Source organism: Pantoea sp. App145, assembly GCF_047947045.1.
Taxonomy (GTDB): Bacteria; Pseudomonadota; Gammaproteobacteria; order Enterobacterales; family Enterobacteriaceae; genus Pantoea.
Map to the genome: position 1 here is coordinate 2,754,746 of NZ_CP133290.1, position 23,634 is coordinate 2,778,379.

Sequence of the window (23,634 nt, forward strand, 5' to 3'; positions counted from 1 at the left end):
TTACTTGTTGTTATTGCACATCGGGAAGCCCATCGCCTCGCGCGAGGCGTAGTAGGCTTCAGCCACGGCTTTGGTCAGGGTACGGATGCGCAGAATGTAACGCTGACGTTCGGTCACCGAGATCGCCTTACGCGCGTCCAGCAGGTTAAAGCTGTGCGCGGCTTTCAGGATGCGCTCATACGCAGGCAGCGGCAGCGGTTTTTCCAGCGCCAGCAGGTGCTGCGCTTCTTTCTCGTACTGCTCGAAGCAGGTGAAGAGAAAATCCACATCGGCGTATTCGAAGTTGTAGGTCGACTGTTCCACTTCGTTCTGATGGAATACATCACCGTAAGTGGTTTTGCCCAGCGGGCCGTCGCTCCAGGTCAGATCGTAGACGCTGTCCACGCTCTGGATATACATCGCCAGACGCTCCAGACCGTAAGTGATCTCACCGGTCACCGGCTTACACTCGAGGCCGCCCACCTGCTGAAAGTAAGTAAACTGCGTCACTTCCATGCCGTTGAGCCACACTTCCCAGCCGAGACCCCAGGCACCCAGCGTCGGGTTTTCCCAGTTATCTTCAACGAAGCGAATGTCGTGCACCGTCGGATCAATACCCAGCTCTTTCAGCGACCCAAGGTACAGCTCCTGAATGTTGTCCGGCGAAGGCTTGATGATCACCTGGAACTGATAGTAGTGCTGTAAACGGTTCGGGTTTTCACCGTAGCGTCCATCGGTAGGACGGCGGGATGGCTGCACATAAGCGGCGGCAATCGGCTCCGGGCCCAATGCACGCAGGCAAGTCATCGGGTGAGAGGTGCCAGCGCCCACTTCCATGTCCAGCGGTTGGACAATGGTGCAGCCCTGACGCGCCCAGTAATCCTGCAAGGTCAGGATCAGGCCCTGAAAGGTCTTGGTATCAAACTTTTGCATGTTGAATTCGCACGCGATACGGGTGGATTAAAAAAGAGTGCGACAGTATACCCTTTGACCGCGCATTGTGCAGCCGGAAATCCTGACGGCGGTACCAGTGGCCAGATGGCTCTGAATTTCAGGCCCAAAGGTTGTTGGCGCGCCTGTCGCTGACTACCCTTCCGGGCATGGACGTTCTGTGCTCGGGGAAGCCATGCCGCAAAAAATCAATTGGATCGACAACTTACGTGCCATCGCCTGCCTGATGGTGATCGTCATTCATACCACCACCTGGTACATCACCGGGCCGCTGGCGGTAACAGGCATCAGTTGGGATGTGGCTAACGTGCTCAATTCAGCATCACGCGTCTGCGTGCCACTGTTCTTTATGATTTCAGGTTATCTGTTCTTTGGTGAACGCAGTGCCCAGGGGCGGCATATGCTACGCATCGTGCTGTGCCTGCTGTTCTACAGCGCGGTGGCGCTGGCCTATATCACCTGGCTGACGCCGATTAGCGAAGGTCGCTCGCTACTGAAGCTGCTACAAAAACCGGTGTTCTATCACCTGTGGTTTTTCTTTGCGATTATCGGTATCTACCTGCTTTCTCCGCTGATACAGGTGAAAACCGTGCAGCCGCGCTACGTGGCGTTGTTAGTCGCGGTGTTGGCGGTGCTGGCGAATCCCAACACAATCAGCCAGTCGGTAGGGCCGTTTCACTGGCTGCCGGTGAATTTGTATGTCAGCGGTGACAGCATTTATTACCTGCTGTATGCACTGCTGGGGCGGGCCATTGGTTGTATGGATACGGAAAAACCGGGCGCCACTCCACTGGCGGCACTGGGTTTTATCGCCTGCGTCATTGGCATCACTCTCGGCACCAAACAGATGCTGCTGATAAACGGCGCGTTCAACGATACCTGGTATCTCTACTGCGGACCGCTGGTATTTATTGCAGCGATCAGCCTGCTGGTATTTTGCAAAAACACCCTGAATCGCCGCACGTTACCGCTAATGGGGACCATTGCACGCTACTCTCTGCCCATTTATGGCTTTCATGCGTTGTTCATCCATTTTCTGCGAACCCACCATTACGATGATATGGCAAATCCATGGCTTGACCTGCCGTGGGTGTTTGGCGTGACGCTAATCGGCAGTTTGCTGCTGGCGATATTGTTGAAGCGGATCGATAAACATCATCTGGTGAGCTGATCGTCCCAGCGTTGCAGCGCCCGACGCAGCTGACGTGCAGAGGAGAAACCCGCGGCCAGCGCGGCTTTTTCTGCGGCTTCGCCCTGCTGCTGACGCTGACGGGCAATCACCAGCCGCAGCTGTTCGTGGTATTCGCGCACGCTAATACCCAGATGCTGGCGGAACAGACGCGTCAGATGCCGCTCGCTGACATGGGCCCGCTCCGCCAGCGCAGGCAGCGACCAGTCATACTCCGGGTGGGCAATCATCACATCCTGCGCGCGGTGAATCGCCGGGTGCAGATGGTTACGATAGCGCAGCCACGGCGAGAGTTGCGGGTCATCACCAGAACGCCGGAACCACACCACCATCTCACGCGCCACCGCCAGCGCCTGACGCGCGCCACATAGCCGGTTAATCAAGTGGAGTGAGAGGTCGATACCGGCGGTAATCCCGGCGCTGCTCCAGATGCCGCCATCTTCAATAAACACCCGGTTTTCTTTTACCAGCGCAGCCGGGGCCGCCGCCTGTAAACGGGGCAACACGTCATGATGCGTGGTGCACTGCACGCCATCCAGCAATCCAGCTTGTGCTGCCAGCAGCGAACCGGAACAGACGCACACCAGGGTGATACGCTGAGCCTGAATATCGGCCTGTTGCTGACGCAACCAGTCACGCGCAATGGCGGCGGCGGGGGTGTCGTAGCAGGTACGTGAATCGTGCACGCCAGGCACCACCAGCAGGCTGTCGGCAGGCAAGCGATCGGGCAGCGGCGCGATGTCGCTGATGGTCATTTGGGTGGAACAGGTGACGCGGGTCTGCGGCCCGATATAGTGCAGCACGAAGTGGCCGCCAGCCAGCTGGAAAGTTTCTGCCGGACCGGTGAGATCGAGCACCATCACCCCAGGCAGAGTCAGGAAGAACACAGGTTGCGGCATGGCCAGACTCCGGTGGTAGATCTCGCATCAAACCGTAACGGCGCGATTTATCGCGCGTCTTTTCGGGCTGGGCACTTGCTGCCAAAGACATGCGCGATAAATCGCACCGCTACGCCAGGGTCTATCTTACCTGACTTTATCGCCTGACCCATGCCAATTCCGGCCATTAATCTGACTTATCAGGACATCAGCGGTTGCAGTTGCTGATACAGGCGGGCAAAGACTTCACGCTGCGATTGATAGGCCCGATGTCTGGCCGCATCCGGTTGATGACGTTGCGCCAGCTCCGGCATTGGCAACGCGCTATCGGGAGCAACCGCCAGCTGCGCCAGCCGTGCCGCACCCAGCGCAGGTCCCACTTCGCCGCCGTGGCAATAATCCAGCGTCAGGCCGCTGATATCTGCCAGCATCTGCCGCCAGTAAGCGCTACGCGCGCCGCCACCAATCAGCATCACCGTTTGTGGTTGCACGCCACATTCATGTACCGCATCCATTCCTTCCGCCAGGGCAAATCCCACTCCTTCCAGCACCGCACGCGCCAGTTCCGGCCTGCCGTGCTGATGCGTCAGGCCAAAAAATGCCCCCTGCGCCTGCGGGTTGTTATGCGGTGTCCGCTCGCCGGAAAGATAAGGCAGGAACCATACTGGTGAAACATCGCTGCGCGCCTGTTCGGCTTCAGACAGTAGTTGCGGCACATCCTCACAGCCAGTGAGTTTTGCCGCCCAGTCCAGACAGGAGGCTGCACTGAGGATCACGGACATCAAATGCCAGCGCTGCGGTAGCGCATGACAAAAGCTGTGTACCGCCCGCTGTGGATTGCTGAGATAGCCATCGCTCACCAGGAAATAGACGCCCGAAGTGCCGAGCGACAACATACCCTGCCCCGGCTCTACCATACCGACGCCCACCGCTCCCGCTGCGTTATCACCGCCACCTGCTACCAGCGGCACCGGCTGCATTCCCCAGCGTTGGGCAATCTCTGGCTGCAATGTACCGGTCACCTGGTTGCCTTCAAACAGCTGTGGCATCTGGCGACGATCCAGCCCGCAGGCGGTGAGTAACTTATCGCTCCAGTCGCGTTTCGCTACATCGAGCCACAGGGTCCCGGCCGCATCCGACATATCCGTGGCAAAATCACCGCTTAATCGCCAGCGCAGATAATCCTTGGGAAGTAAGACCTTAGCGATCTGCGCAAAAATCTCAGGTTCATGTTGCTGCACCCACAGCAGCTTGGGTGCAGTAAAGCCAGGCATCATGAGGTTGCCGGTGATGGTACGTGCATCCGGCACCTGCTGCTCCAGCTGGCGGCACTGCTCAGCGCTGCGCCCGTCGTTCCAGAGAATCGCCGGACGCAGTACCCGAAACCGGGCATCCAGCAAGGTGGCACCGTGCATCTGGCCACTCAGCCCAATCGCCTGCACGCCGCTTAAATCGTGCTGTTGCGCCAGTGCCTGCATTGCCTGGTCCGTGGCGAGCCACCAGCTTTCGGGATCCTGCTCGCTCCATAGCGGATGCGGGCGCGACACCTGCAATGGTGCGCTTGTCACAGCAACCACCTGCCCCAGCGCATCCAGCAATGCCACTTTAACGCCGGAGGTGCCTAAATCGATCCCGATAACCATGCTGCTCTCCCGAAGGGTTAAAAATCAAAAAGGTAGTGATTCACCAGGTTTTCCAGCTGCTCCTGGCGTCCGCTGCGATGCTGCGGATTAAATTGCTGCTGCCCGGCATGTTCCGCCAGCGAGGCGAGGGAAAATTCCCCTTTGAGGATCTGCTGACCAAACTCCCCGTTCCAGCCGCTGTAGCGCTGTGCGACACGCTTATCCAGCTCGCCATCCGCTACCATCCGCGCCGCCACTTTCAGCGCCAGCGCCATGGTATCCATTGCGCCAATATGGCCGTAGAACAGGTCATATTTATCGGTGCTCTGACGCCGAACTTTGGCATCAAAGTTTAAGCCGCCAGTGGTGAATCCGCCCGCTTTGATGATTTCGTACATCACCAGCGCATTCTCTTCCACGCTGATCGGGAACTGGTCGGTGTCCCAGCCGCACTGGATATCGCCACGGTTGGCATCCACCGAACCGAAAATCCCCAGCGCAATGGCAGTGGCAATTTCATGGTGGAAGGAGTGGCCCGCCAGCGTGGCGTGGTTAGCTTCCACGTTAACTTTAATCTCTTTCTCCAGCCCGAACTGCTTCAGGAAGCCATATACCGTCGCCACATCGTAGTCATATTGGTGTTTGGTCGGTTCCTGCGGTTTCGGCTCGATCAGCAACATGCCCTGGAAACCGATTTTATGTTTATGGTCCACCACCATCTGCATAAAGCGGCCAATCTGCTCACGTTCCTGGCGCAGGTCGGTATTCAGCAGGGTTTCATAACCTTCGCGGCCGCCCCACAGCACATAGTTTTCACCGCCGAGGGTTTGCGTCGCCTGCATGGCGCTGCACACCTGGCTGGCGGCCCAGGCAAAAATTTCCGGATCCGGACTGGTGGCTGCGCCTGCGCCGTAGCGTGGATGGGTGAAGCAGTTGGCGGTGCCCCACAACAGTTTCACGCCGGTTTCCTGCTGTTTTTCCAGCAGTTTATCGGTCATCACCGCAAAGTTTTCGCGATAGCTTTTCAGCGAGTCGCCTTCCGGCGAGACATCGACATCGTGGAAGCAGTAATAAGGTACGTTGAGCTTATGGAAGAACTCAAAAGCCACGTCGGCCTTCTGTTTCGCCAGTTCGAGTGCATCACCATTCTTCTGCCAGGGGCGATCAAAGGCACCGACACCAAACATATCTGCGCCGTTCCAGCAGAAGGTATGCCAGTAGCAGGCGGCAAAACGCAGATGCTCCGCCATGGTTTTACCAAGAATCACTTCATCAGGATTGTAATGACGAAACGCCAGAGGATTGCGGGTAGCGGCTCCCTCATAACGAACGCGATCAAGCTGGTCGAAATAGGCGTGCATTTTTTGCTCCTTAGCATGAGGACCCGAGTGGTCAGCTTTGAGTCATTATTGTGGTAATGCGTTATGCCGCTTCTCAATTACGATATTTCACTCTTAACTTAAGATAATTATTATTTGTGCGTCAGCTCGCAAAATAATGTCGTTATTTTCATTGCACGCCTTCTCGCAGCTGCCTTGCAATCCATTCCTCTGAAAACCGCCAAATATCGATCGCGCTCAAAAAATCGCAAATAAACCAAAAAACGTAATAGCTGGATAAAAATCAGTAATTGATGTTGCCGGAATCTCAGGTCAACAATTCAACCGCCCTGTTCATAGCCTCAAACCTTAAACAACGAAAACAGCCTCCACCCCTACAGGATGAACACCATGAACATGAAAAAAACGTTGTTAGCCGTCTGCGCGGCGCTGGCCCTGATAAGCCACGCTGGCGTAGCGAAAGAAGTGAAAATCGGTATGGCGATTGATGACTTACGTCTGGAACGCTGGCAGAAAGACCGTGATATATTCGTGAAACAGGCGGAAACGTTGGGAGCGACCGTATTTGTCCAGTCCGCCAACGGCAACGAAGAAACCCAGATGTCGCAAATTGAAAATATGATCAACCGCGGCGTCGATGTATTGGTGATCATCCCTTATAACGGCCAGGTATTAAGTAACGTGGTAGCGGAAGCGAAGCGTGAAGGCATTAAGGTTCTGGCCTATGACCGCATGATAAATAACGCCGACATTGATTTTTATATCTCTTTTGATAATGAAAAAGTGGGCGAACTTCAGGCCGAAAGTATTGTGCAGCAGGTGCCAAAAGGGAATTATTTTCTGATGGGTGGCTCACCGGTTGATAATAACGCGCGCCTGTTCCGCGCCGGACAAATGAAGGTGTTAAAACCCTATATTGATAACGGCAGTATCAAAGTGGTGGGCGATCAGTGGGTTGATGCCTGGCTGCCAGAAAATGCGTTGAAAATTATGGAAAACGCCCTTACCGCCAACAGCAACCATATTGATGCGGTCGTGGCCTCAAACGATGCTACCGCAGGCGGTGCCATTCAGGCGCTGAGCGCGCAGGGCCTGGCAGGTAAAGTGGCGATCTCCGGACAGGATGCCGACCTGGCCGCCATCAAACGCATCATGAATGGCACACAAACCATGACGGTATATAAACCCATCACCCAGCTTGCCACCGAAGCCGCCAAAATCGCGGTTGAACTCGGCAACGGTCAGACCCCGGCCAGCAACGGCAAACTCAATAATGGCCTGAAAGATGTGCCGTCACGCTTGCTGACGCCAATTCCGGTCAACAAAAGCAATATCGAAAGCACCGTAATCAAAGACGGCTTCCATAAGCAGAGCGAACTCTAAGCGCAGCCCGCGAAGGAGAGATGTCGATGTTGCTGGAAATGAACCATATCACTAAGCGCTTCGGCGCGGTGAAAGCGGTGGATGACGTTAGCCTGCGGCTGGAAGCGGGTGAAGTGATGTCGCTGTGCGGCGAAAACGGCTCGGGAAAATCGACACTGATGAAGATCCTGTGCGGGCTTTACCCGCACGGGGACTTTGACGGCAGTATCCATTTTGCTGGCGATGAAATCCAGGCACAGACTATCCGCGATACCGAACGCAAAGGGATTGTGATTATCCATCAGGAGCTGGCGCTGGTGCGTCAGTTGACGGTGATGGAAAACATTTTCCTTGGTGCTGAACTGGGGCGCTACGGCATGGTGGATGACGAAACCATGACCCTGCGCTGCCAGCAGCTGCTGGAGCGGGTCAAACTGAATGTTTCGCCCGACACGCGCGTGGGTGAGCTGGGTTTGGGCCAGCAACAGCTGGTGGAGATTGCCCGCGCCCTGAATAAACAGGTGCGCCTGCTGATCCTCGATGAACCCACCTCCTCCCTGACCGAGCAGGAAACCGAGGTGCTGCTCAGCATCATCAAAAACCTGCGCGAGCATGGTATCGCCTGCATCTATATCTCGCACAAACTCAACGAGGTCAAAGCAATTTCGGACACCATCTGTGTGATCCGCGATGGACAGCATATCGCCACGCGTGCGGCGGCTGGCCTGAGTGAGGATGACATCATCACCATGATGGTGGGACGCGAGCTGACCGCGCTCTATCCCCACACGCCGCATGATATCGGCGAGACCCTTTTGCAGGTGGAGAATCTGACCGCCTGGCATCCCGTCAATCGCCATATCCGCCGGGTGAATAACGTCTCTTTCAGCCTGAAGCGCGGTGAAATTCTGGGTATCGCCGGGCTGGTGGGGGCTGGGCGCACCGAAACCGTCCAGTGCCTGTTTGGCGTCTGGCCCGGTCGCTGGCAGGGCGACATCACCCTCAACGGCAAAAAAGTACACATCCGTGACTGCCGGGACGCCATTGCGCATGGCATCGCCATGGTGCCGGAAGATCGTAAAAAGGACGGCATTGTGCCGCTGATGGGGGTGGGCAAAAACATCACCCTGGCGGCATTGGACCAGTTCAGCCAGCGGCTTTCCACACTGGATGAGGCGCTGGAACAACAGGCGATCAACGATGCCATTGTCCGTCTGCGTGTGAAAACCTCCTCTCCCGAATTGCCGATTGGCCGCCTGAGTGGCGGTAACCAGCAGAAAGCGATTCTCGCCAAATGCCTGCTGCTGAATCCACAGATTCTGATTCTCGATGAGCCAACACGCGGCATCGATGTCGGCGCACGTCAGGAGATCTATCTGCTGATCAATGCGCTGGTGCAGCAAGGGATTGCCGTCATTGTCATTTCGTCCGAGCTGCCCGAAGTGCTGGGCCTGAGCGATCGGGTTTTGGTGATGCACGAAGGACAAATCAAAGCCGATCTGATTAACGACAACCTGACTCAGGAGCAGGTGATGGAAGCCGCCCTGCGGAGTGAACACTATGCTTAAGACCGAAAGTACAGAACGCGGCCTTACCACGCCGGGTAAAAGCGCTCCGGGCAAATTCCCGCTGCCGAATTTGCAGGTGCTGGTGATGCTGGGTGCCATCGTGTTGATTGCGCTGTTCTTCACCTGGACCACCGACGGTGCCTGGCTCAGTCCGCGTAACGTCTCCAACCTGCTGCGCCAGACTGCCATCACCGGCATCCTTGCGGTGGGAATGGTGTTTGTCATTATTTCGGCAGAGATCGATCTCTCGGTCGGTTCGATGATGGGCCTGCTCGGCGGTGCGGCGGCGATTTTTGATGTCTGGCTCGGCTGGCCGCTGCCGCTCACCATCGTGGTTACCCTGGTGATGGGGCTGTTGCTCGGCACCTGGAATGGCTGGTGGGTCGCCTATCGTAAAGTTCCCTCTTTTATCGTTACCCTGGCGGGCATGCTGGCGTTTCGTGGCATCCTGGTGGGGATCACCGACGGCACCACCGTTGCGCCCACCAGCCCGGCGATGTCGCAGATTGGGCAAAGCTACCTGCCTGGCGGGGTCGGATTTGGTTTCGGCTTTGCCGGTCTGGCACTGTTTATCCTCTGGCAGTGGCGTTTGCGCCTGCGCCGTCAGCGTCTGGGCTTGTCACAACCCGCCGCGAGTGGTGCCGTTGCACGTCAGGCAATCACCGCCGTTCTGGTGCTGGGGGCAATATGGCTGCTGAATGATTATCGTGGCGTACCGACCCCGGTGCTGCTGCTGGCGTTACTGTTGCTGGGTGGCATGTTTATGGCAACGCGCACCGCCTTTGGCCGCCGTATTTACGCCATTGGCGGCAACCTGGATGCCGCCCGGCTTTCCGGGATCAACGTGGCACGTACCAAGCTGGCGGTGTTTGCTATCAATGGTGTGATGGTGGCGATTGCCGGTTTGATCCTGAGTTCGCGACTGGGCGCGGGTTCTCCCTCTGCGGGTAACATTGCGGAGCTGGATGCCATCGCCGCCTGTGTCATCGGCGGTACCAGCCTGGCGGGAGGTGTCGGGTCTGTCGCGGGTGCGGTGATGGGGGCATTTATCATGGCATCGCTGGATAACGGCATGAGCATGATGGACGTACCGACCTTCTGGCAGTACATCGTCAAAGGCGCGATTCTGCTGCTGGCAGTGTGGATGGATACCGCTACCCGGCGTCGGGTGTAATCGCGTGAGCGATCACAATGTGGCGCAAATTCTTTCTGCTCCCCGGCCAGCCGTGTTATGCAATGCGCTGAGGGTTTAAGGGAACACGCCACTATGCATGAAAAACGCTATCGCATTACGTTGCTGTTCAACGCCAATAAGGTCTATGACCGCCAGGTTGTTGAAGGCGTAGGTGAATATTTACAGGCGTCGCAAACCGACTGGGACATCTTCATTGAAGAGGATTTTCGCTGCCGCATCGATAACATTCGTGAGTGGCTGGGCGACGGGGTGATCGCCGATTACGACGACAGCTCAATTGAAAAGCTGCTGGCGAATGTGTCTGTGCCGATTGTCGGCGTGGGTGGCTCCTATCATCAGCAACAGGACTACCCACCGGTGCATTACATCGCCACCGATAACGCCGCGCTGGTGGAGAGTGCCTTTTTGCATCTGAAAGAAAAAGGTATTAACCGCTTCGCTTTTTACGGCCTGCCCGCCGCCAGCGGTAAACGCTGGGCGCAGGAGCGTGAACATGCCTTCCGCCAGTTGGTGGCACGGGAGCGTTATCAAGGGGTGGTATATCAGGGGATGGAAACGGCCCCAGAAAACTGGCAACACGCGCAGAACCGCCTGGCGGACTGGCTGCAAACGCTGCCGCAGCAGACCGGCATTATCGCCGTCACCGATGCACGCGCGCGCCATCTGTTGCAGGCATGTGAGCATCTGAAGATTCCAGTGCCAGAGAAACTCACGGTTATCGGCATCGACAATGAAGAACTCACCCGTTACCTGTCGCGCGTGGCGCTTTCTTCCGTCGCACAGGGCACACGTCAGATGGGTTATCAGGCCGCCAAGCTGCTGCATCGCTTGCTGGATAAACAGTCGCTACCGCTACAACGTATCCTGGTGCCGCCGGTAAAAGTGATTGCCCGCCGTTCTACCGATTTTCGTTCGTTACGTGACCCGGCAGTGATTCAGGCGATGCATTACATCCGCTTTAACGCCTGTAAAGGTATCAAGGTGGAACAGGTGCTGGATGCCATCGGCATTTCACGTTCCAATCTGGAAAAACGCTTCCGCGATGAAACGGGCGATACCATTCATGCCATGATTCACCGCGAAAAACTGGAGAAGGCGCGCGAGCTGCTAGCCAGTTCCTCCCTCAGCATCAATGAAATCTCACAGATGTGCGGCTACCCTTCGCTGCAATATTTCTACTCGGTATTTAAGAAAAGTTATGCCACGACGCCGAAGGAGTACCGGCAACATAACGGTGAAAACGTGCTGTGACGCACGGCTAAGATCAACAACGTTGCCCCGTTTGCCGCTATAATTCTGCGGCTACGGTAAAGGAAGATCGTCGTCTCCGGTGAGGCGGCCGGATTTCAAATCCGGTTGGGGCCGCCAGCGGTCCCGGGCAGGTTCGACTCCTGTGATCTTCCGCCACTTTACCTTCTCCACCCAGGACACCTCATGCTATTCAACCCTGCCGATAACATCCCCTTCGCTGGCGACCCACGCAAAGACGATTTACGCCAACGGTTGATGCAGCCGGATGCGCCCAAAGTCATTGCCGTGTCACTATCCAAAGAGCTGGATCGCGAAAGCCGCACGCATCAGCATGCCGCCGGGCAGCTTTACTGCCTGAAACAGGGGTTAATGACGGTCAACACGCCCTCTGGCATCTTCGCCAATCCGCCGCGGCTGGTAGGCTGGATTCCGCCGCACTTTGAACACGCCATCGTCGGGCCGGGCCGCGTGACAGGCTGGACGGTGCTGATTGATGAGGCGCTGGCCTCACCCTTACCGGATAGTCCGGTGCTATTAGCCTGCCCGGCACTGCTGGAGCCACTGGCCGAAAGGCTGGCGACCTTATCCCCGGACCTGTGGGGCAGCGATCGTTACAACCGGCTAAGCGAGGTCTTTCTTGATGAACTCTACCAGGCATCGGTTCAGCCGCTCACCTTACCGCTTCCTGAGGACCCTCGCTTGTTGCAGATTGCCCGCCAGCTGATGGATGACCCATCCGACGCGCGTACCGGACCGGAGCTGGCGCGCTGGGCCGGACTCAGCCCGCGCAGCCTGAGCCGTCACTGGGCCAGCGCCACAGGCATGAGCCTGGCAAAATATCGTCAGGTTGCGCGTTTACTGAAATCATTGCAGGAACTCGCCGCCGGAAAGAGTGTGCAGCAGGTGGCATGGCAGGTCGGATTTGAAAATGTCAGCAGTTATATCAGTGCGTTCCGCAACGCTTTTGGATCAACACCGGGCAAATACTTTGCTACGCCTGCTGTCCGTGCGAATGCAGCATCAGCAGACTAGCCGGGCCGTCCATAGGCGGCAGACTGTGCTGATATTTACGGCGAAACGCGCCGGGGGGTAGATTGAACATGCGGCGGAACGTGCGGCAATAGGTTTGCTGCGAATCAAAACCGAACTGCAAAGCGATGTGCATCAACGGTGTGTTGCCACTGAGCAGTTCAATCACCGAGGCGGTTAACTTCCTCTCACGAATATAAGCGCCCAGCGCCAGACCGGTATAACGGCGAAACAGACGTTGCAGGTGCCACTGCGAATACCCCGCCCGCTGGGCAACGGTCTCCAGAATCAGTTTTTGCTCGATATTCGCTTCAATCCAGATCAGCAACTGATGCATGAAGGTCACGTTAATATCCATACTTCCTCCCGATGCTGTCAGGCAAAACCGGGCCTGAATCCGGTCAGTCAGGAGGATTATAAAAAAACCGCAAATGGCTATGTTTATGCGTAAGGCCAATAAATAACGCTAACTCGCCAGTTTGGGATGTGGTGGGGGGTTTGTGTGATAGATCTGAGTATCTCTTCATGGAGACTGGCCTGCTCCTGACGGCGGACGGCGGACGGCGGACGGCTAGAATAAAAAGCCGGAAGGATCATTCAGATCACTTCCGGCTTATTTTTCATCTGGTAATAATAATATCTGGATGTTTTGTAGATTTTATAAAGTCTGAAAAATGTTCATCTCCAAATTTATCACCATGCTCCTCCATCAGGTTAATTGTGTGTGTGATAAATCTTGATAATTCCTTTAATTCATCAACACTTACCTGCAATGACATTTCCTGAAGACTGACTAAGTCACTGTCTTCATTTTCATATCCATAAATTTTCATAGTGCCTCGTGTTTAATCTGGTGGCGTCCATCCATGACTACTAAGCCATATACGAGCTTTTTTAGTTGGATTCGGTATACCACGATGAGCATCGTGAATACCACCGCTCATATTAGAGGATGTTCCATCTGAATAATGAACGTGAGCTTCCTGGCCGAGTATATGCCCCCTGTCAACACGCTGTATTTCCCTCGGAGCCTGCCCTCGCTCAACTTCCTTTTGCATTGAACCAGGCGATGAAGGTTTGCACCTGCTGAGACCTGACGGATCTATCCAGCTGAACGGGTTCGGTGCATACGCGTAGAGATTTTCTCCTCCCGCCAGACCCACCGGGTCCTGGACCGTAAACCGTCCCACCTGCGGGTCATAATACCGGAACAGATTATAATGCAGTCCGGTCTCCCGGTCCGCGTACTGGCCGGCGTAGCGCAGCGGCTGATGGCGCAGCGACGCGCCGTTCAGGTCAGTGCTGAACCAGACTGTCTCTCCCTGTTCTGCATCCTGCTGATGGTCGATTCGCGCCAGCGGGCTCCAGGTTTCTGCCGGGTCATAAACATAGGTCTGCCGGTTGCCGTTCGCCTGCTGCCTGGCGTTTAAAAGTCTTCAAAGGATGAATCAATAGCAGTATGAAATGTAATCTCAATAGGTGGTATTTATACTAACTAATAAGATAAGCGGAACACCCCTGAAAAATAAAGAATTCAACATGTAACTTAAACGAAAAACTTCCTGATTCCTGAGAAAAGACAAACAAGGATTCCTCACCCTTTTCTATAACCGCAGGCATAAAATCAGCACAATACCAATTAGAAACAACCACATCACCTGGGTTACATGCATTAAGCTTTATGCTGACAACGTTGAAATCCTTTCCCCACACCCCCCATTTTTTTGTTTCAACACATGGTTTTTCCTTAGTGTGTATTGTCAACCCTATATGACCACCAGAACCAAAAGTAACATCACCAATTAATAGGTCACCTAGAATTCCATTAGGGTATAGGGATTTTAAAAAGGGATTGCTTTCAACTAAATCTAAAATATTCATAAGTCCTCACTCAGAAATTATAATGGCCATGTGTACCCGGGAAGTCCCCGGTTTTCAAGTTATCAGATGGCCTAATGTTGAAGTGTGGCTCTAAACCATGCCCCTTAGTTGCTTTGAAATGGCCCAAGCTATGCTCCTGTATAAATACGCGTTCACCATTATTATTGTTAAATTCATACTGTCTTGTTTTAACAACCTGGCCATTTTCTCCCATGATGACTTTTCCATTCCCATCCAACAATTCAGGTTTAGATATATCTACAGGATGTTGGCTATTCGGTATTCCTGCATCACGTTTAGCCTGCCTGAATGCATCACGGCGGCTTACCCCTTCAAATGTAGTCTTCTTATTTGGACCACATGCATTCAGACCTAACGGATCGATCCAACTGTACGGATTCGGCGCATACTGATAAAGATTCCAGCCTCCCGCCAGCCCTATCGGGTCCTGCACCGTAAACCGTCCCACCTGCGGGTCATAATACCGGAACAAATTATAATGCAGTCCCGTTTCCCGGTCCGCGTACTGGCCCGCGTAGCGCAGCGGCTGATGGTGCAGCGACGCGCTCCCCGGCAGACGGTAAAACCCTTCCGTCTGTCTGCTCACCTCGCCAAAGCTGCCATACTGCCCGCTCCAGCGCACCGTACCCTCTGCATCCGTCACTTCCAGCGGCGCGCCGTTCAGGTCCGTGCTGAACCAGACTGTCTCTCCCTGTTCTGCATCCTGCTGATGGTCAATGCGCGCCAGCGGGCTCCAGGTCTCCGCCGGGTCATAAACATAGGTCTGGCGGCTGCCGTTCCTGTAGCAGACACCATCTCTGCCACAGAAAGTGAGATAGCCAGACCACTTAGACTGGTAGTCTATTAACTACGAAAACCCTTTTATTATGCTCGAATTCGTTTGAGCAAACGACATCGAAATCCAGCCTGGAAAAGGACAATAAATACTCACTAATAAGATTTTCCTCGATTGAATTATTTTTAGATAAATTCAAGTGAGTTAACAGCCAGTCTTTTTTTCTTGAAATAAAAAAATTAGCATTCAGACAGTTTATTTCATCATAGTCATCCCAGCCCGTTAATGTTGTACAAATAAAGTAATCATCTAACTCGTCTTCCCGTAAATATTTAACAGCTTCTTTCTGACAAAAATCCACCATCTTGAGAGAACTCTCAAGCAAGACCTTATTCTTTTCGTTAAACGTTAACTTTGATAAGAACGAAATATTCTTCCATCTCGAAAATAATGGTATTTCCTCAAAGGTTTCATAATCAGCAAAAAAAACAGAAAGGTTATCAAGCCCTTCTTTTTTTTTGAGTTTTTCCATTTCTTTTTCAAATATACTCATAACCATTCCTCCACGTTCCAGCCATGGTCCTGAAGCCATTTTAAAGTCTTCTTAGTAAATGACGGAGGGCCATCATGAGTTGAGCCGTCCTGATTTAATGCCGGGTGTTTACCTTTTTCGGGCTTTATCTGATGGGCATGCCATTGATTCCCAGGCACACTTTGTTCTGGCTCATCAATCCGTTTGATATCTTTAGGTCCCTGACCTCTGTTAACTTTCTTTTGCGCATCCTTTGGTGTTCCTGAACATACAAATTTTGCTAACCCCAGCGGATCGATCCAGCTGAACGGATTCGGCGCATAAGCGTAGAGATTTTCTCCCCCCGCCAGACCCACCGGGTCATAGGGACGATTCCGGTGCCATCATACTTTTTAGCGTGGTTAACCTGCTAATTTAATTATTTTTTCATGGCCATTTTTGCCTGCATACTGCTGCACATTAACTCGTAGTCCCCGACGCACGTTTTGCCCTATGCACGCTCGACACGCTGTGACCTTCCCTGCCTGCACTTCCACCATTATAACCGCATAGCCTGCCAATACCTGGCTCTGAACTTTTAGTTAACTTTCATGTTTTAGTTAACTTTCATGGTGGAGGACAGGCGAAACACAGTTTGAAGAATAACTAATTATTCATCTCTTTAATTTTTGGTTTCCATACATTTATCCATTTTCTTTCTATTTCTGATGAGTAGTTCTTAATTTTGTAAAGATCGCTTTCATCTTTGTGTGATAAAAAGCATTGATCAACACAATTAACCATCCAGGATAAAAATTCATTTATCTCTGCCTCACGCCCATTTTCTTTTATAAATAATTCACAGCCATAGATTAAATCATCCAATAAAGCCTGTTCGAATAATGCATCTTCAAACAATGAATAACAAAAAGTGCCTTCAATCAGATCGTCTCTATTTTTAAGTATCTCTTCTTTAAGAAGAATATTCATCTAACACCCCGGCCCCTTTCTTTTCGTTGCTTTAGCAGATTTTCGTTCATTATAAGAACCATCCAAATTAAAGACACCCTTAGACTTATCCAATGCAGAGAATGTCTCATAATGATCCTTATGCATATTATCCATGTAGAAATAGTCTCCATTTTTAAACGTAACATTCCCGATTTTTACTTTGGAAGAAATTTTAAAAATTTCAGCCCCTTGATATTTCTTTCCAGTCTTTTGAGCTGCATCTCCAATAATATCTATAAAGCTCAATCCGAGCGGATCCATCCACCCCAGCGGATTCGGCGCATACTGATAAAGATTCCAGCCCCCCGCCAGACCCACCGGGTCCTGCACCGTAAACCGTCCCACCTGCGGGTCATAATACCGGAACAGATTATAATGCAGTCCCGTTTCCCGGTCCGCGTACTGCCCGGCGTAGCGCAGCGGCTGATGGTGCAGCGACGCGCTCCCCGGCAGACGGTAAAACCCTTCCGTCTGTCTGCTCACCTCGCCAAAGCTGCCATACTGCCCGCTCCAGCGCACCGTACCCTCTGCATCCGTCACTTCCAGCGGCGCGCCGTTCAGGTCCGTGCTGAACCAGACTGTCTCTCCCTGTTCTGCATCCTGCCGATGGTCAATGCGCGCCAGCGGGCTCCAGGTCTCCGCCGGGTCATAAACATAGGTCTGGCGGCTGCCGTTCGCCTGCTGCTCCTGTAACAGGCGATACCCCTGCCACAGGAAGCACGTTTCCTGCTCACCCTGTCCGCTGTTCACCACCTTGCGCGTACGTCTGCCCAGCGCGTCGTAATGATAGTGCGCGGTAAACCGGCCCTGCGGGCCGCTGCCACCGGCGGTTATCAGCCGGTTTTCCGCGTCGTAAGTAAAATGCTGCTCATACTGGCCGCTGCGGCGACGGATGAGGTTGCCCCACGCGTCGTACTTCATAAACAGCTGCTGCCACTGCCGCAGACGGTTATCCCTCACCGCGACGGAAGCCTGCTCCTCATCCACCAGGTTGTCGGCAGCATCGTAGCGGAACCGCCGGCTGGCGTGGCCCTGCCGGGCTTCGTAATGTTTCAGCAGGCGGCCTTCGGCGTCATAACCGTAGTCCACCTGGCCGCGCAGCGTGTCGTGGATACCCGCCAGCTCACCCCGCGCGCAGTAGCGGAAGGCGCGCGACAGGATATCTTTTTCCGGCAGCGCCACCCCGTCTGTCACCGCGCTCTGCTGCCGGGTGCGGCGACCGAGGCTGTCGTACTCCCGGCTCTGCCAGCGCGCCCCCTGGCTGCGCCGGGTTTCCCGGTGCAGCCGGTCACGGGTAAATTCACTCACCAGCTGCCGGTTAAAACGGATGGCGCTGACGTGGCCGGAGCCGTAATGCAGCCAGCTAAGCTGCTGCCCGTCCGGCAGCGTCAGCCCGCTGAGGTTGTTCAGTTCATCCCACTGATAATCCAGCGTGCCGCTGCGGCCTGATTCACTCAGCAGACGGCCTGACGCATCGCGCCGGAAAAGGATTTCATCCGCTTCAATACCCAGCGCCGCCCCTTCCTCTGTGGGCGTACGCGTCACGCTAACCAGCTGACCGGCACGGTCATGCCGGTAACGATATCCGGCATGGCAATGGCTGCGTCCGGTCAGCAGGCCGCTGTCGTCATAGCGAAACTGCTGAATACGACGCGGCAGTCCGCCATCCGGGCCGGGCATACCGTCTTCCCGCATGGCGCTGAGCAGGCCGCGCTCGTCCCACTGCCACAGCCGTTCGGTTTCATCCGGGCGCACTTCACGCAGCGGACGACCGACGGCGTCATAGTCAAAACGGTATTCACCCCCGTTGCCGTTCTCCAGCCGCAGCAGGTTGCCGCGCGGATCATAATGCCAGCGCCGGGTACGTCCGAGCCGATCGGTCTGGCTGACGGGCAGACCCGCAGGGTTGTAAGCCCAGCGGATTTCACTGTCCAGCGTGTCGCGCCAGCCGCTCAGCTGACCGCGCGGGTTCCATATCAGCGTTTCACGGGTGTCGTCGGGATGAATCAGGGTGCACAGCTGCCCGGCGTTGTTCCACTCGCGCTGCGTCACGTTGCCTTCCGCGTCTTCGCTGCGGAGAAGCTGGCCGAAACGGTCATAGCTGAAACGGGTGACGCTGCCGGAGCAGTCGGTGCGCTGCGTCAGCAAGCCCTGACGATTCCACGCCAGTTGCACCACGCCGCCTGTCGCATCGGTCACACTTTCCGGCAGCGTTTCTTCATCGTCCGGGTAGTGATAAACCGTGGCATGGCCGGAGACGTCGGTTTCCGACAGCAGGCGTCCGGCCGCATCGTAAAGGCTTTGTGTGCTGGTCTGGTCGGGATGCTGGATACGGGTGATCAGATCGGTCTGGCGATGCCAGTGATATTCCGTCCGGCGTCCGGCCGGATCGGTCTCTGAAGTCATGCGGCCGTATTTATCCCAGCTGCTGCGACGCATTGCGCCACCCGGCAGGATAACATCACTCAGCTCGCCGTCTGCGTAGATCAGGGTGGTCTGGCGACCATCAAAATCGGTGAAGCGGGCAACATTGTCGTCGTCATCAATCAGCCAGTGCGCCTGCGCGCCATCGTCACGCAGCGCCCGCCGCGTGCCTGCGGCAAAATCGTAGCTGAATTCGAGCTGTTCGCCGCCGTTGTGGCGAAAGGCGACCACACGCGGCAGGCCGTCAATCTCCTGCCAGCGATATTCACTCAGCAGGCCGTTGGCATCCTCATGGGCGATCATCAGCCCGTCACGCCATTGAAAACGACGGCGCACGCTACCGCCCCGGCCGGTTACGCAAACAAGCTGGTGCTGATCATCGTAAGCGTAACTGACCAGGCACACCTCGTCATCCAGCCAGGCACCCGTCAGGCGGCCCGCGTTATAACGACAAACCACGGTTTGCCCCGCGCTGTCCGTTAAGGCATGCAGGGTGCGATCGGCGTTCCAGGTGAACAGAATGTCATTGCCACCGCGATCACTCAGACGCAGCGGCAGGGAAGATTCATCATCGGATAACGCCGGGAAGTGCCAGCGCTCGCCGCTGATGTCATAGAGTGACCAGCTGTCATCCTGGTGATGTTCCAGCCACTGTTTTTCATCGGCACACCAGGTGCGATGGCCCCGAGGGACCCGGGGAAAAGAAATGAAGTCGCCGGAGGGCGCGCGCCATACCAGGCCATCCTGATAATGCTGCAGCCGGGTTTCCCAGAACAGATTCCAGCCCCGGCCCAGCACGCTGTCGCCGGGATTACCGCTGCGCCAGTAGCGCTGCCAGCGCACCGGCAGGCGGGAAGGCAGCACAAAATCCAGCTCGTCATCACCGCTGAGAAACTTCTGGCCGCTGACGATATCCACCGGGCGGGCAATAATCCCTGCCGCTGCGGCGCCGGTCATCAGCATCCCGGCCCGGCAGGCAATACGCGCAAGTTTGTTGATGCCCGGCAACCTGCTCAGTAATTTGCTCAGCGCACCGGTCTTGCCGGCCAGGCCGCCCCAGCCACCGGCGAATCCGGCAAACAGCAGCGTCAGATCCGAGAATTTATACAACCATTCAGGGACTTCAGGTTCGATCGGCAGGGTCTGCTGTGCAGCACCACCGATAAACACATTGGCGGAACCGGTCATCACCTTTGCATCGCAGGTGGTATGGTCCCCGAGACGCGCGGCGGGCATGCCGTTGATAAAGACGCTGGACGATCCTTCCGCCATCTGCTCGGAACCGTCGTCAGAACAGTCCACTTCGCTGTAAGTGGCGACCGCCGCAGGCTGACCATTGATAAAAACATCGGCCGAGCCGGTGGTGATGGTGCCTTCTTTTGACATGCTGGCGGCACCGGCTTCGGCAATACCATCGCGGGCTGCCGTCGCCAGTTCCCCCGTGATCCAGCCAACCGCCACGCTGGCACCGATCAGCAGAACACCCACGCCGAGACAGGCTGCGCCCAGCCCGGCAATCATTAGTGCGCCCGAGGCAATCCCCCCGACCGCCGCAATCAATCCGCCAATCAGCGTGCCACCAATCATGCCTGCAAGGGCATGAGAATGCCCGATGTCGTCCCCGACGCGTGCAGCTTCAAACATAACAACATTCCTTATCGTTAAGCGTGAAAACGGAAGCTCCTGAGCAGGGAGGCAAAACGCGATGTATCCGTATCGCTCAGTACATCCATCGAAGTCATGGTGAACACCAGCACTCTGCTGTTGTCCGGGGTGAAAACCGCCTGCTGCTGCCAGACGCATCTGCCATCACGCAGGTAACTGGCGTGGATGATTTCGCCCGACAGGAGATTCTCGCCAAGCGCAGCGGAGGCACGTTGTAACTGTTTCCAGCCCTGCAGATGCTGCGCCATCAGTGCCAGTTGACGATCAATATACGTATCCAGCGCTTCATCAGCGTGGAGCGTATCGCGGGAGATATTGAACGCGGGTAAGCCCGCACCTGTTACCGTAAAGACATTGACTGTACGATCCTGATAGCCGTCAGGCAGCGCAATCAGGCCTTCTGTGAAGAGGCAAAATTGAGTTGAGTCGTTCATTGAGCGCATTCCCTATGCTTAAAACGTAAGGGAGTCTCTCATATGAAGTCGCTATTGACCACATTTTAAGCTGGTACTGAATTTTCTGCTGCCTGGTACAGCGCGATAAATCGCGCTGTTGTAAATTCCCTTACTTCACCAGGTTTGCCTGCCAGTCACTAAACAGCGTCGGCCAGTTTTTTGCCGGAATGTCCTGTTTCTTCACGATGCCAAAACCATGACCTCCCAGCTGAAACAGATGCAGCTCAACCGGCACCTTGTTTTTGCGCAACGCGTCAAACATCCGCAAGGTGTTCTGTGGCGAGGCTGTGCCATCATTCAGCGCCTGGGCAAGGAAAGTGGGAGGCGTATGGGCGGATACCCGGTTTTCCTGTGAATAACGTTGTTTGACGTCATCACTGATATCTTTGCCATACATCGCCGCACGCGTGCCGTTATGAGTGACGCCATCTTTCAGCGACAGCACCGGATAGATCAACGCAGCAAAATCAGGACGCGCAGAAACCTTGTCCTGCTCATCCTTTGCCGGGTAATTGCTGGCATCAGGATCGTTGCTGACATTGGCCGCCAGGAAGGCACCGGCCGAAAAGCCCATCACGCCAATCTGATTCGGCGCGACCTGGTATTGGTCAGCATTGGCGCGAATCAGGCGCATGGCGCGCTGAACATCGGCAAAAGCATCATTGCGGTTAACCTCTGATCCACCGTGTGGCATGCGGTAAAGCAGCACGAACGAGGAATAGCCTTTTTTACTCAGGACCTTTGCCACATCCAGCCCTTCGAGATCTTCCATAATATAAGAAAATCCCCCACCCGGAATGATAAGCACCGCCGAATGATTATTTTCCCCGGCCGGTGGAACATAAATCATTTCCGGTGATTCCACCTTTGTGACAGCACGATTATTATCTGCCAGGTTCTTACTAAAGTTAATAAATGTATTATTTCCTGACACTTCATTTGGCCAGATCGGAATTTCCTTATTGGCAAATGCGCTGGGAAGATAAATCAGGGAAATCAATGCGGATAAAAAAATCGACTTCATCTTTCTGGCTCCAAATCCTGAATGAAAACAACAACAAGCGCTCCGACAGCTCACCACAACGGCACGCCCTCTGCAGCAGAATCCAATCCCAGAAGAAAAAACCTGACTTTATAATAAGTCCAAATGAATCTACAGAGAAAGGTAGCAAATATTGGTGTGCATTTTCACCCAATATAATTATGGACCAGAAAAAATTAGACTTTTCTCATGTTTACGTTAACAACACCCTATGTTATAAGTAAATTTTAAACTATAAGAATCTGTGACCATGGGAATTTACTGGATCATAAGCCTGACATTGACCTTTGTGGCAATTGTTGAAGTCATGCTTAGTAAAGATGAAAACACAGCACGACTCAGATTATATCTTTATTTTGTTGCCGTGGTCGTGCTTTTTACCTTTGGTGGAATTCGTGGTCTTGGCACCGGTCTGGATGATTTACAGTATCGCCAGTTCTTCTCACAGTTTATCGATCAGATTATTATCGATGGCTTCTGGAATGCGGTTATCAACTTCCGCTATGAACCGGCTATTTATGCCATTGCGGGCATTACCCGAATATTTACCGCCAATCCAGACATCTTTATCTTTGTCTTTACCGTGATTGCCGTCTGCGTCAATGCGCATTATTTCCGCAAGCTGACGCCGATCCCCTTAGTCGCCCTGGCTGTGTACTCTGCACACCTGTTTATCAATAAAGACATGAACCAGATTCGCTTTGGTTTGTGTTCGGCATTTTTAATGGGTTTTGTTTATCATTTCGCGCGCAGAAGTAAATCCGGAATGGTAACCACCTTTATTCTGTCGTTTATCAGCCACGCCACCGGTATTGTTGCGTTACTGGTGCCGATAGCGCTGATTGTGAAGAAACATAAGTACATCCCGATACTTATCGTGTTAGCCAGCCTGCCACTGGCCTTCATGGGCAGCTCGGCGTTAATCTCTGCCCTCTCCAGCCATCTGGGTTCGTTAGGCGACAGGGCAATGGGCTACGCCAACCAGGACTCCGCACAGGAACAGGGCATCATCACCCTTTCCAACCTGAAAAATATTGGCTTCGTCTTCATCTTTAGCTTCCTGCTGCTGAGCGACAAAATAAAGAATTTTGAAGATGAGAAATTCCGTCTTTACTACATCCTGGTCATTACCTTTGCGATTGGTAGTGGTTTGAGGATGGCTCTGCAGGATTATGCGTCTGGCGGACGCCTGGCCAACTATTTATTGCAGGTAGAACCGGTCCTTATTTCCCTGTGCATCTGGGAAACGAAGAAATTCATGAAGGTTTTGGCGGTGGGCGTGACGGTATTAATGGTTCTTTACTATCTTTATTACAATACTATTTCAAGTAAGCAGTCGATCACCGGCTACCAGGTTTCTCGTACCTTCCAGCTGTTCCGCTAAAAAAATGCGCTGACGTTAACTGCGTCAGCGCTGCGCTTCTATTTAAGAATACCCCGATAGACACATAAGGAAAGTCCGAATATCTTTGCTGTTCGGGGCAT

Annotated in this window: 21 protein-coding genes, 1 tRNA gene and 1 pseudogene; 8 read left to right on the plus strand and 15 right to left on the minus strand. The window is 54.2% G+C overall.

The genetic code is table 11. From position 1 onward, the window contains the following. Complete coding sequence (gene glyQ / locus RCF31_RS12545) at positions 1-912, minus strand: glycine--tRNA ligase subunit alpha (protein WP_084871630.1); 912 nt, start codon at positions 910-912, stop codon at positions 1-3. 193 nt (positions 913-1,105) lie between these two features. Here glyQ and RCF31_RS12550 point away from each other — a divergent pair, with 193 nt between their 5' ends. Beyond that, entirely contained in the window at positions 1,106-2,101 is a 996-nt protein-coding gene (locus tag RCF31_RS12550) for an acyltransferase (RefSeq protein WP_416410773.1), read from the plus strand. Here the strand turns inward: RCF31_RS12550 and RCF31_RS12555 are convergent. The 3 genes from RCF31_RS12555 to xylA form a co-directional block, all read right to left on the minus strand. Next, a complete protein-coding gene (locus RCF31_RS12555; protein WP_299455555.1) occupies positions 2,086-3,018 on the minus strand; it encodes a GlxA family transcriptional regulator in 933 nt (310 codons plus the stop codon). The two genes, RCF31_RS12550 and RCF31_RS12555, sit on opposite strands and share 16 nt — an antisense overlap. A gap of 179 nt (positions 3,019-3,197) precedes the next feature. Further along, entirely contained in the window at positions 3,198-4,640 is a 1,443-nt protein-coding gene (gene xylB, locus RCF31_RS12560) for a xylulokinase (RefSeq protein ID WP_416410776.1), read from the minus strand. Positions 4,641-4,657: 17 nt separating this feature from the next. Then, entirely contained in the window at positions 4,658-5,980 is a 1,323-nt protein-coding gene (gene xylA, locus RCF31_RS12565) for a xylose isomerase (protein WP_084871626.1), read from the minus strand. Between the two features lie 369 nt (positions 5,981-6,349). Between xylA and xylF the strand changes: the two genes are divergently transcribed. The 6 genes from xylF (at position 6,350) to RCF31_RS12595 (ending at position 12,367) form a co-directional block, all read left to right on the plus strand. After that, a complete protein-coding gene (gene xylF, locus RCF31_RS12570) occupies positions 6,350-7,342 on the plus strand; it encodes a D-xylose ABC transporter substrate-binding protein (protein ID WP_416410778.1) in 993 nt (330 codons plus the stop codon). A gap of 20 nt (positions 7,343-7,362) precedes the next feature. After that, positions 7,363-8,889 (plus strand): xylose ABC transporter ATP-binding protein, encoded by a 1,527-nt coding sequence (locus RCF31_RS12575; protein ID WP_299455561.1) that lies wholly within the window; start codon positions 7,363-7,365, stop codon positions 8,887-8,889. Then, the gene (gene xylH, locus RCF31_RS12580) at positions 8,882-10,063 is read left to right on the plus strand and encodes a xylose ABC transporter permease XylH (RefSeq protein WP_299455563.1); all 1,182 of its coding nucleotides are present in this window, start codon (positions 8,882-8,884) and stop codon (positions 10,061-10,063) included. The genes RCF31_RS12575 and xylH overlap by 8 nt, the downstream gene beginning before the upstream one ends. A 93-nt stretch (positions 10,064-10,156) precedes the next feature. Next, on the plus strand, positions 10,157-11,335 hold the full coding sequence (xylR, locus tag RCF31_RS12585) for a D-xylose utilization transcriptional activator XylR (protein WP_299455565.1): 1,179 nt from the start codon (positions 10,157-10,159) through the stop codon (positions 11,333-11,335). A gap of 61 nt (positions 11,336-11,396) precedes the next feature. Further along, positions 11,397-11,491 (plus strand) — tRNA-Sec (locus tag RCF31_RS12590). 27 nt (positions 11,492-11,518) lie between these two features. Beyond that, positions 11,519-12,367, plus strand: coding sequence for an AraC family transcriptional regulator (locus tag RCF31_RS12595; protein ID WP_416410782.1), 849 nt, complete (start codon positions 11,519-11,521; stop codon positions 12,365-12,367). Here RCF31_RS12595 and RCF31_RS12600 read toward each other — a convergent pair. The 11 genes and pseudogenes from RCF31_RS12600 to RCF31_RS12650 form a co-directional block, all read right to left on the minus strand. Continuing rightward, positions 12,327-12,722 (minus strand): helix-turn-helix domain-containing protein, encoded by a 396-nt coding sequence (locus RCF31_RS12600; RefSeq protein ID WP_299455569.1) that lies wholly within the window; start codon positions 12,720-12,722, stop codon positions 12,327-12,329. The two genes, RCF31_RS12595 and RCF31_RS12600, sit on opposite strands and share 41 nt — an antisense overlap. A gap of 262 nt (positions 12,723-12,984) precedes the next feature. Continuing rightward, positions 12,985-13,197, minus strand: a complete 213-nt coding sequence (locus tag RCF31_RS12605) for a hypothetical protein (protein WP_208713479.1) — start codon at positions 13,195-13,197, stop codon at positions 12,985-12,987. 12 nt (positions 13,198-13,209) lie between these two features. Next, positions 13,210-13,800, minus strand: a pseudogene (locus tag RCF31_RS12610) (RHS repeat-associated core domain-containing protein); the annotation flags it as partial. Positions 13,801-13,855: 55 nt separating this feature from the next. Beyond that, the gene (locus RCF31_RS12615) at positions 13,856-14,245 is read right to left on the minus strand and encodes a hypothetical protein (RefSeq protein ID WP_299455575.1); all 390 of its coding nucleotides are present in this window, start codon (positions 14,243-14,245) and stop codon (positions 13,856-13,858) included. A gap of 10 nt (positions 14,246-14,255) precedes the next feature. Next, the gene (locus RCF31_RS12620; protein ID WP_416410785.1) at positions 14,256-14,909 is read right to left on the minus strand and encodes an RHS repeat-associated core domain-containing protein; all 654 of its coding nucleotides are present in this window, start codon (positions 14,907-14,909) and stop codon (positions 14,256-14,258) included. 184 nt (positions 14,910-15,093) lie between these two features. Beyond that, complete coding sequence (locus RCF31_RS12625; protein WP_416410787.1) at positions 15,094-15,633, minus strand: Imm15 family immunity protein; 540 nt, start codon at positions 15,631-15,633, stop codon at positions 15,094-15,096. After that, complete coding sequence (locus tag RCF31_RS12630; RefSeq protein WP_416410789.1) at positions 15,591-15,929, minus strand: hypothetical protein; 339 nt, start codon at positions 15,927-15,929, stop codon at positions 15,591-15,593. Before RCF31_RS12630 ends, RCF31_RS12625 begins: the two co-directional genes overlap by 43 nt. Before the next feature lie 289 nt (positions 15,930-16,218). Further along, the gene (locus tag RCF31_RS12635) at positions 16,219-16,542 is read right to left on the minus strand and encodes a hypothetical protein (RefSeq protein ID WP_299455581.1); all 324 of its coding nucleotides are present in this window, start codon (positions 16,540-16,542) and stop codon (positions 16,219-16,221) included. Further along, positions 16,543-20,631 (minus strand): RHS repeat-associated core domain-containing protein, encoded by a 4,089-nt coding sequence (locus RCF31_RS12640; protein WP_416410792.1) that lies wholly within the window; start codon positions 20,629-20,631, stop codon positions 16,543-16,545. Between the two features lie 17 nt (positions 20,632-20,648). Beyond that, complete coding sequence (locus tag RCF31_RS12645) at positions 20,649-21,086, minus strand: DcrB-related protein (protein ID WP_416410794.1); 438 nt, start codon at positions 21,084-21,086, stop codon at positions 20,649-20,651. 130 nt (positions 21,087-21,216) lie between these two features. Continuing rightward, positions 21,217-21,957: an alpha/beta hydrolase gene (locus RCF31_RS12650; RefSeq protein WP_310616225.1), complete on the minus strand. Its 741-nt coding sequence runs from the start codon at positions 21,955-21,957 to the stop codon at positions 21,217-21,219. Between the two features lie 442 nt (positions 21,958-22,399). Between RCF31_RS12650 and RCF31_RS12655 the strand changes: the two genes are divergently transcribed. Beyond that, positions 22,400-23,533, plus strand: a complete 1,134-nt coding sequence (locus RCF31_RS12655; protein WP_299455589.1) for an EpsG family protein — start codon at positions 22,400-22,402, stop codon at positions 23,531-23,533. The last annotated feature ends 101 nt before the right edge of the window (positions 23,534-23,634 follow it).

What these genes read in the sequence shown, in the direction of transcription:
- RCF31_RS12625 (WP_416410787.1), bottom strand. Translation starts at nt 15,633, where the DNA reads ATGGCTTCAGGACCATGGCTGGAACGTGGAGGAATGGTTATGAGTATA.
- RCF31_RS12645 (WP_416410794.1), bottom strand. Translation starts at nt 21,086, where the DNA reads ATGAACGACTCAACTCAATTTTGCCTCTTCACAGAAGGCCTGATTGCG.
- RCF31_RS12605 (WP_208713479.1), bottom strand. Translation starts at nt 13,197, where the DNA reads ATGAAAATTTATGGATATGAAAATGAAGACAGTGACTTAGTCAGTCTT.
- RCF31_RS12555 (WP_299455555.1), bottom strand. Translation starts at nt 3,018, where the DNA reads ATGCCGCAACCTGTGTTCTTCCTGACTCTGCCTGGGGTGATGGTGCTC.
- RCF31_RS12635 (WP_299455581.1), bottom strand. Translation starts at nt 16,542, where the DNA reads ATGAATATTCTTCTTAAAGAAGAGATACTTAAAAATAGAGACGATCTG.
- RCF31_RS12650 (WP_310616225.1), bottom strand. Translation starts at nt 21,957, where the DNA reads ATGATTTATGTTCCACCGGCCGGGGAAAATAATCATTCGGCGGTGCTT.
- xylB (WP_416410776.1), bottom strand. Translation starts at nt 4,640, where the DNA reads ATGGTTATCGGGATCGATTTAGGCACCTCCGGCGTTAAAGTGGCATTG.
- xylF (WP_416410778.1), top strand. Translation starts at nt 6,350, where the DNA reads ATGAACATGAAAAAAACGTTGTTAGCCGTCTGCGCGGCGCTGGCCCTG.
- RCF31_RS12640 (WP_416410792.1), bottom strand. Translation starts at nt 20,631, where the DNA reads ATGTTTGAAGCTGCACGCGTCGGGGACGACATCGGGCATTCTCATGCC.
- xylH (WP_299455563.1), top strand. Translation starts at nt 8,882, where the DNA reads ATGCTTAAGACCGAAAGTACAGAACGCGGCCTTACCACGCCGGGTAAA.
- RCF31_RS12550 (WP_416410773.1), top strand. Translation starts at nt 1,106, where the DNA reads ATGCCGCAAAAAATCAATTGGATCGACAACTTACGTGCCATCGCCTGC.
- glyQ (WP_084871630.1), bottom strand. Translation starts at nt 912, where the DNA reads ATGCAAAAGTTTGATACCAAGACCTTTCAGGGCCTGATCCTGACCTTG.
- RCF31_RS12655 (WP_299455589.1), top strand. Translation starts at nt 22,400, where the DNA reads ATGGGAATTTACTGGATCATAAGCCTGACATTGACCTTTGTGGCAATT.
- xylA (WP_084871626.1), bottom strand. Translation starts at nt 5,980, where the DNA reads ATGCACGCCTATTTCGACCAGCTTGATCGCGTTCGTTATGAGGGAGCC.
- RCF31_RS12600 (WP_299455569.1), bottom strand. Translation starts at nt 12,722, where the DNA reads ATGGATATTAACGTGACCTTCATGCATCAGTTGCTGATCTGGATTGAA.
- xylR (WP_299455565.1), top strand. Translation starts at nt 10,157, where the DNA reads ATGCATGAAAAACGCTATCGCATTACGTTGCTGTTCAACGCCAATAAG.
- RCF31_RS12595 (WP_416410782.1), top strand. Translation starts at nt 11,519, where the DNA reads ATGCTATTCAACCCTGCCGATAACATCCCCTTCGCTGGCGACCCACGC.
- RCF31_RS12575 (WP_299455561.1), top strand. Translation starts at nt 7,363, where the DNA reads ATGTCGATGTTGCTGGAAATGAACCATATCACTAAGCGCTTCGGCGCG.
- RCF31_RS12615 (WP_299455575.1), bottom strand. Translation starts at nt 14,245, where the DNA reads ATGAATATTTTAGATTTAGTTGAAAGCAATCCCTTTTTAAAATCCCTA.